The sequence below is a fragment of the Microcystis sp. Msp_OC_L_20101000_S702 genome (genome assembly GCF_007095705.1).
GTDB lineage: Bacteria > Cyanobacteriota > Cyanobacteriia > Cyanobacteriales > Microcystaceae > Microcystis > Microcystis ichthyoblabe_A.
The window spans coordinates 1-5,854 of record NZ_SFBO01000087.1; the positions used below are offsets into that span (position 1 = coordinate 1).

The 5,854-nt window shown below is 31.0% G+C and carries 6 protein-coding genes and 2 pseudogenes; 4 read left to right on the top strand and 4 right to left on the bottom strand.

Annotated features, from left to right (window positions below; translation table 11 throughout):
• Together ndhE and EWV60_RS09325 are read right to left on the bottom strand one after the other, a co-directional pair.
• Positions 1-104 (bottom strand): annotated as a pseudogene (gene ndhE / locus EWV60_RS09320) (photosynthetic/respiratory NAD(P)H-quinone oxidoreductase subunit E); the annotation flags it as partial.
• Positions 105-174: 70 nt separating this feature from the next.
• A complete protein-coding gene (locus tag EWV60_RS09325; RefSeq protein ID WP_069474097.1) occupies positions 175-1,533 on the bottom strand; it encodes a helix-turn-helix domain-containing protein in 1,359 nt (452 codons plus the stop codon).
• Between the two features lie 215 nt (positions 1,534-1,748).
• Here EWV60_RS09325 and EWV60_RS09330 point away from each other — a divergent pair, with 215 nt between their 5' ends.
• From EWV60_RS09330 to EWV60_RS09340, 3 genes are all read left to right on the top strand, one after another.
• Complete coding sequence (locus tag EWV60_RS09330) at positions 1,749-1,934, top strand: hypothetical protein (protein ID WP_069474096.1); 186 nt, start codon at positions 1,749-1,751, stop codon at positions 1,932-1,934.
• Between the two features lie 242 nt (positions 1,935-2,176).
• A complete protein-coding gene (locus EWV60_RS09335) occupies positions 2,177-3,688 on the top strand; it encodes a hypothetical protein (RefSeq protein ID WP_069474095.1) in 1,512 nt (503 codons plus the stop codon).
• 60 nt (positions 3,689-3,748) lie between these two features.
• Positions 3,749-4,846, top strand: coding sequence for a hypothetical protein (locus EWV60_RS09340; protein WP_287232012.1), 1,098 nt, complete (start codon positions 3,749-3,751; stop codon positions 4,844-4,846).
• Positions 4,847-5,116: 270 nt separating this feature from the next.
• On the opposite strand, the gene EWV60_RS09345 is transcribed toward EWV60_RS09340, so the two are convergent.
• The gene (locus tag EWV60_RS09345; protein ID WP_287232013.1) at positions 5,117-5,314 is read right to left on the bottom strand and encodes a type II toxin-antitoxin system RelE/ParE family toxin; all 198 of its coding nucleotides are present in this window, start codon (positions 5,312-5,314) and stop codon (positions 5,117-5,119) included.
• 16 nt (positions 5,315-5,330) lie between these two features.
• Between EWV60_RS09345 and EWV60_RS09350 the strand changes: the two are divergent.
• Positions 5,331-5,648, top strand: a pseudogene (locus tag EWV60_RS09350) (hypothetical protein); the annotation flags it as partial.
• A 65-nt stretch (positions 5,649-5,713) separates the two neighbouring features.
• On the opposite strand, the gene EWV60_RS09355 reads toward EWV60_RS09350, so the two are convergent.
• The coding region (locus tag EWV60_RS09355; protein ID WP_172963193.1) for an NADH-quinone oxidoreductase subunit K at positions 5,714-5,854 on the bottom strand (141 nt) is incomplete at its 5' end.

A 5,854-nucleotide genomic window follows, 5' to 3' on the forward strand; every position in this document is an offset into this window, starting at 1 on the left:
TCGATCGACATTAAAACCCGGACGGCATTGCGACTGGTGACTAAACCATAAATTCCGATACAAAATAAAGCCGCCGCTAATAACAAATAATACTCTAACTGAATCTGCATGATACCTCTAACACCGTACAGTGCAAAGTTCATGAGGTAAAAAATTATGATAACCGCCACTTATTTAGATACCTGTATCTTTGATATATTTTTTAAACACAGGAGATAAATTAAATAAGATTTCTGATTCTTCAATTTTAGTTAACAAATATCTTTTTTGTAAAGATTGTAACCCTTTAATCAAGTCATCCGCTGATAAATCTAAACTTAATTTTAATTCATTTCTTGAACAATCTTTTTTTAGGTTGATTAAGGATTGAATAATTTGTTTTTCAATGGGCGATAATCTCTTAGTTATTGTAGTCAAACTTTCCTTTATTTTTGCTGTAATAACAATATTTTCCTCTTGTAAAAACTCACCGACACAACCATGATAAACATCTTGAATTAAAACAGCAATATCTTTTAAATAAAATAAATTTCTTTCGTATAACTGAACTACTTTTAACCAGCTTTCTTCATCTTCAGAACCTAAATTATTGAGGATTGCCCGATTATTTAAACCTTGTAATTCAAGTAAATCTAATTTTTCATCTGAATAATACATTTCTGAACATCGCTCTTGACTAATTAAAATTAAACTACTTTGATGTTCAATTTCGTTAGTAATTATTGAAAAGAATTCCTGATACTTTTTATGTTTAGTTTGATATTGCCCTGCTAATTCACCCTCGCTAAATAATTCCTGTACATTGTCAAAAATAATTAAACACTTTTTCCGTTGCAATAACTTTAAAAACAGAGTCAATTTATCGTGATCATTTAAGATAAAATCCGTATTAATTTTAGTGAAAATATCAGTAATAATTGTGTCTAAACAATTGAATATTTTTAGATTTTGCCAAATAATTACTTCAAATTTTTCTAAATTTAATTCTACAAAATGTCTAACTAAGGTAGTTTTTCCAATTCCACTCAATCCTGATACAGAAATTAAGGGCTTTTTCTCAATTAATATTCTCTGTGTTAAGATTTCTAATTCTGAAATGCGATCGCAGAAATTACGATTTATCTTTGGAGCTAAACTTAAATCATGATATGATGTTTCTGATGGAGATTTTTCTTTATTTTCAATTGGTTTAGTGGTGTCAGGTTGAGGAGACTTTACACAATAATTAATATTTTTATTTAGTATTGTAAAAAGTTGAGAATTAACTGCTTTTTCGATATTCCAACGAAAATTAGACTTATTAAGCTCTTTTTCTTCTAATCCTAATTGCTTAGATAAAACCTTAAATATTTTATTTCTACTCACATCGCCAATATGTTTCTCATCATAACCATAACTATCCGCAATTTCTTTATAGGTTTTGCCGTTTAATAACTCTTCAATAATGTGTCGCTGAATATCGCTAAGACTTTGCCCATCTTCCTCTATCAATAAATCTTCGATAAAACGCAACAAGTGTAAACTATCCTTCATGGTGTGAAAGTGAATAAATTGTTACCTATATTATAGTTCAGTCATTGTAAAACAAGATCAAGTCATTTCTGGCCTTGTCTTAACATTTCTTTACAAAACATCAGGTGAAATCTGGTGGTGGTTGAAAAAAATCTCTGTTAATATGGTGAAAAGTTGACTAAAACAAGTACAAAGTCAGGATTTTTTGATTTAGATGATTGATTGGAAGAGTTGATATGCCTAAATTTGTTCTCGATAAATACGCTTTAGACTCGCAAAAATCGGAGGCTAAGGCAAAAGTGGTAAGTGAGTTAGGTTCAAATGCTTCAGTTTCAGGTGATGTAATAGAAGTCGCTAGTTATAACGCTACTAAAGTAGCTCAAATTTTGAGCCAAGTAGGTATTAAGTATTCGGGGGGTTAAATAAATGTCTTCACTTGAAGGAGAAAAGCATTAAGAAGAACGAGAGAAATGCTGGGAGCATCCCAATTATGTAATGAGTATAAATGCTCAGAATGGGAAGAAGGCTTTTGTAGTAACGATTCTGGTTTGAATCACACAATTTAGAGAACCGTTAAAAATCTATGAACTCCCGAAAAGGCTTGCTATCTAAGCATTTCGCATTTAAGTACAATTGTTTATTGCAAAGGTGAGATGATCCCGAAATGCTAGGAAAAAGAATAACTATAATTATTATCTTAGCACTTCAAGCCCTCAGTTGGTCAACAAGTGTGGCAGGAGCAGGGATAATATTACCAGAATTAAATTTAGTAGAGTGGCCGATAACGATTCGCGCATCTTTGCTGCTAGGAACAATTATACAAGGTTTACTTTTATTCCTGTTTTTTTTTGGAAGACAAGAAATTCAATCGTCTTTTTACAGGAGAAATTTACTTATTCTTCTAACGGTTGCTAGTATTTACACTAGCTTTTTTATCATTTATAAATCTTTCCCTGATGTAAATCTTCAGGAGAACTCGGAACAAGTAAAATTTTATAATCATGTGAAAAATTCTGTTCGACAATCGCAAACTTATCAAGATAGTCTTCAGAAATTGGAGAGAAAAAAAAAGATAGAGGTATATATGAATAAACAACTTGAGGAAGTAGGTACAGATAAATTCTATTTAGAATCAAAAAAAGAACTTGACGATTTATTAGCTCAAAACCCTCAACTCACGGCTATTGAGGAGATTAAAGCGTTAGTTGATCAAAATACAGGTAATCTCGATAATGTTAATACTCTTTTGTCATCTCTAACTGAGGACATCAGAAAAGAAGTTTATGAAAGCGTAACAACAAAAAAGGTTGATAAAAATTCTTCAACAAATGACGAATCCTTAAATAAGGAAATATTAGAAAAGTTAAAACAAAATAAAGGATATTCTGAATTTGGCTATTTTTTAATTCCTGTCCAAAAGGTTTTTGAAAGAGACATTAAAGCTATTGTTGCACTATGTATCGCAAGTTTTATTGACATTATTTCTTTAATATTTGGCGTTTCACTGGATAAAAAAGCCACAGATGGAAATATAAAAGCGAAATTAAAAAATCTATCCCGCCTGATCAAGGAATTACTGAAAAATTTCTTACCTAATTTGGTTAAAGAAATAGGACATACTTTATATATTTTTATTGCTTCTATTGGTAGTCTTATAAATGGAATTTTTAAAGGATTTATCCTTCTTCGAGTTAGGGCTTTACAAGTGTTTTATTATACTCCTTACACTATTAGAATCAAAGGAGAGCGACATGAATTTTTACATAATATATGGGAATCTATTGAATTTACTTGGGAGGAAAATACTGAATTTAATTTGCTTAACTATACTAAACTAATGACTCTAGCTCAATACAATCAATCCTATAAAGTAGGTTACAGAAAGATAATTGTTACTATGCGTAATTTGAAATGGTTGACAACTATACCAGAAGAAAATTCACCAGAAGATAAAAAATTAACTATTAAAGAATATAAAAAATTAGACGAATGGTATCACAGTGAATATTCTAAACAATTAGGACCCGAAAAAAACAGTATGTTGGACGCAGACGATTATCACCACATAATTAGACTTCCTGAAGACAAAGGAGAGGGTTTTGGAAGGTTTATGGGATGGATTGGAAAACAATTTAAAAAACTAATATTTGCTATTAGACAAATTTTCACGGGTTAATTTTTCATACTTTTAAGGTTTAACTAAAAAAACTTTTACAGAAAATCAAATTAGAATTTTATGACTATAGAAAGAGAGTATCGAAATCAAGGAGAACGTTTAGGTAGTGGATTTGACTCTTTTAAGGAGATATTACTTCCCAACAGTGCTATAGACTTAGACAATATAAATAGAGATGAATTAATAGATAAAAATTTTTTGCCAAAAGATACATTTGTTTTTCAACAAATAGAAGATGAACAGGCATTAGGTAATATGTTGAATACTTCTATTTCAGTATCTGGAATAACACCTATTTTAGTGGGACATTGCCCTTGTTTATTACAAGGAGAAGCAAAAGCACAATACTTTAAGAAATCAAATATCAATCAAAATAGTATTTATCTTTTTTTAGATTATCAATTTACAGGAGGAAGTTATCGTATTAAGAAGCCTAAACTTTCTCAAGAAGCAATCGAATTTTTACATGATAAAAGACACAATCTTCATGAATTTAGAAGAATATACGGCGATGAATTTATTGTTGGTTTTAGAACAGGCTCTGAATACACAGCACTCATAGAGATTGAATACGCTGAGAAAAGTAAACAAGAACTAAACGCCTTTGCAATAATAAGTTTTTTGCAATCAATATTTGCGGGTATAGGAGGAGGAGTTGGATTTAATTGGGAAGGCGAAACTAAGGAATACTTTAAAAATACTAAAACAACAATTTTCTGTTTCAGGAGAGGAGTTTCAGTGGGCAATACAGTTTTTACTATTGAACAACTTATCAAAGATTTTACGGATTTTCAAGATAAGTTAAAACAACAAGGAGGCGGGGTTGAATATATATCACTTTTTGCAGATTACGATCAATTAATTGATACTAGAAACTATAGAATTTTAAGCCCAGAATTAATTGAATTAAAACGAAAGTTAAAAACTCTACGAGCTATTAAGACACAAAAACAAATTAAAATACTTGCCTGTGAAAATCAATTAAGATTCGGGGGTTCTAATTCTTCAGATTTACCTCAACAGATTATAGAATTAGAGGATTCAGTTAGTAAAATACAAGATTTTATCAGAAGATGTGAAATAGAACCTGAATTAATTAGTTCACGAGAATATATAGCGTTTCTCAAAACTGATAGAAAGATTACAGAAAGTGATTGATCATCAATTAATAATATTCATAAGCCTTTAATATTTTAAACCGACATTCCGCACATCTTCATATAGCTTTATATATTTTTACATTCCCCAAGATGTTTTGACGAAAAAGCTTCATTGTAGAAACTACTATTGAGAACATTTTCAATAATTGATTTTTTCTGAGAAAACAAATTACAATTCTTCACCTTGATGAAAATCGATCATTGTAGCTACAATCTTTACTGGCAAAGGGTTGTAAGCAATGTATTAGTAAAAATTATCAATTGAATGTTAAGAAGTGCGGAAGGTGGGTTTAAAAATTTTAGCTGTCTTATCAAGACGATAAACTAATCTATGTTGAATATTAAGGTGTCTTGAATATTTGCCTTTTAAGTCACCTACCAGTTTCTCAAATGGTGGTTGAAAAATATCTTTTTCAAGCTGTTTTAATAACATTAAAACTTTATCTTTTAATATGACTTTAGCCATAATTATCTCTCTCCTTACGGAAATTTTTCAATATCAAGATTAAATCACTATTACTGGTAATCTTGTGGTGGTGGAATTAGGCAATCGTATCGCTTATCTCAAGGATGGGGTTAAGGGAATTAATCAGAAAACTGGGGCGCAATTGTATAGTCAGATCTTAACTTGGAAAATGTCGGAAAAAATTGTCGAGGCCGAGGGGAATATTATCTATGAACAACAGGAGCCAAAATTTAATCTCACCGGCGATAAAGCGATCGGCACTTTAGAAGATAATAACATTGTTGTTACCAGTAGCTCGCCCGATCGAGTTGTCACCGAGATTTATCCCCGTTAACAGGAAAAATTAACCAAAAAAAACTCTCCCCAAAAAAGGGAGAGGGAGAGTAAATATTTAAAACCTTACCATTTGAGCAGGTTAAATTGTTCCATATCGATCGTGTCGCGGTTACGATAGATAGTCAGGATAATCGCTAAACCCACGGCTGCCTCGGCTGCCGCTACGGTAATCACGAAAATAGTAAAAATTTGGCCTCGAATATT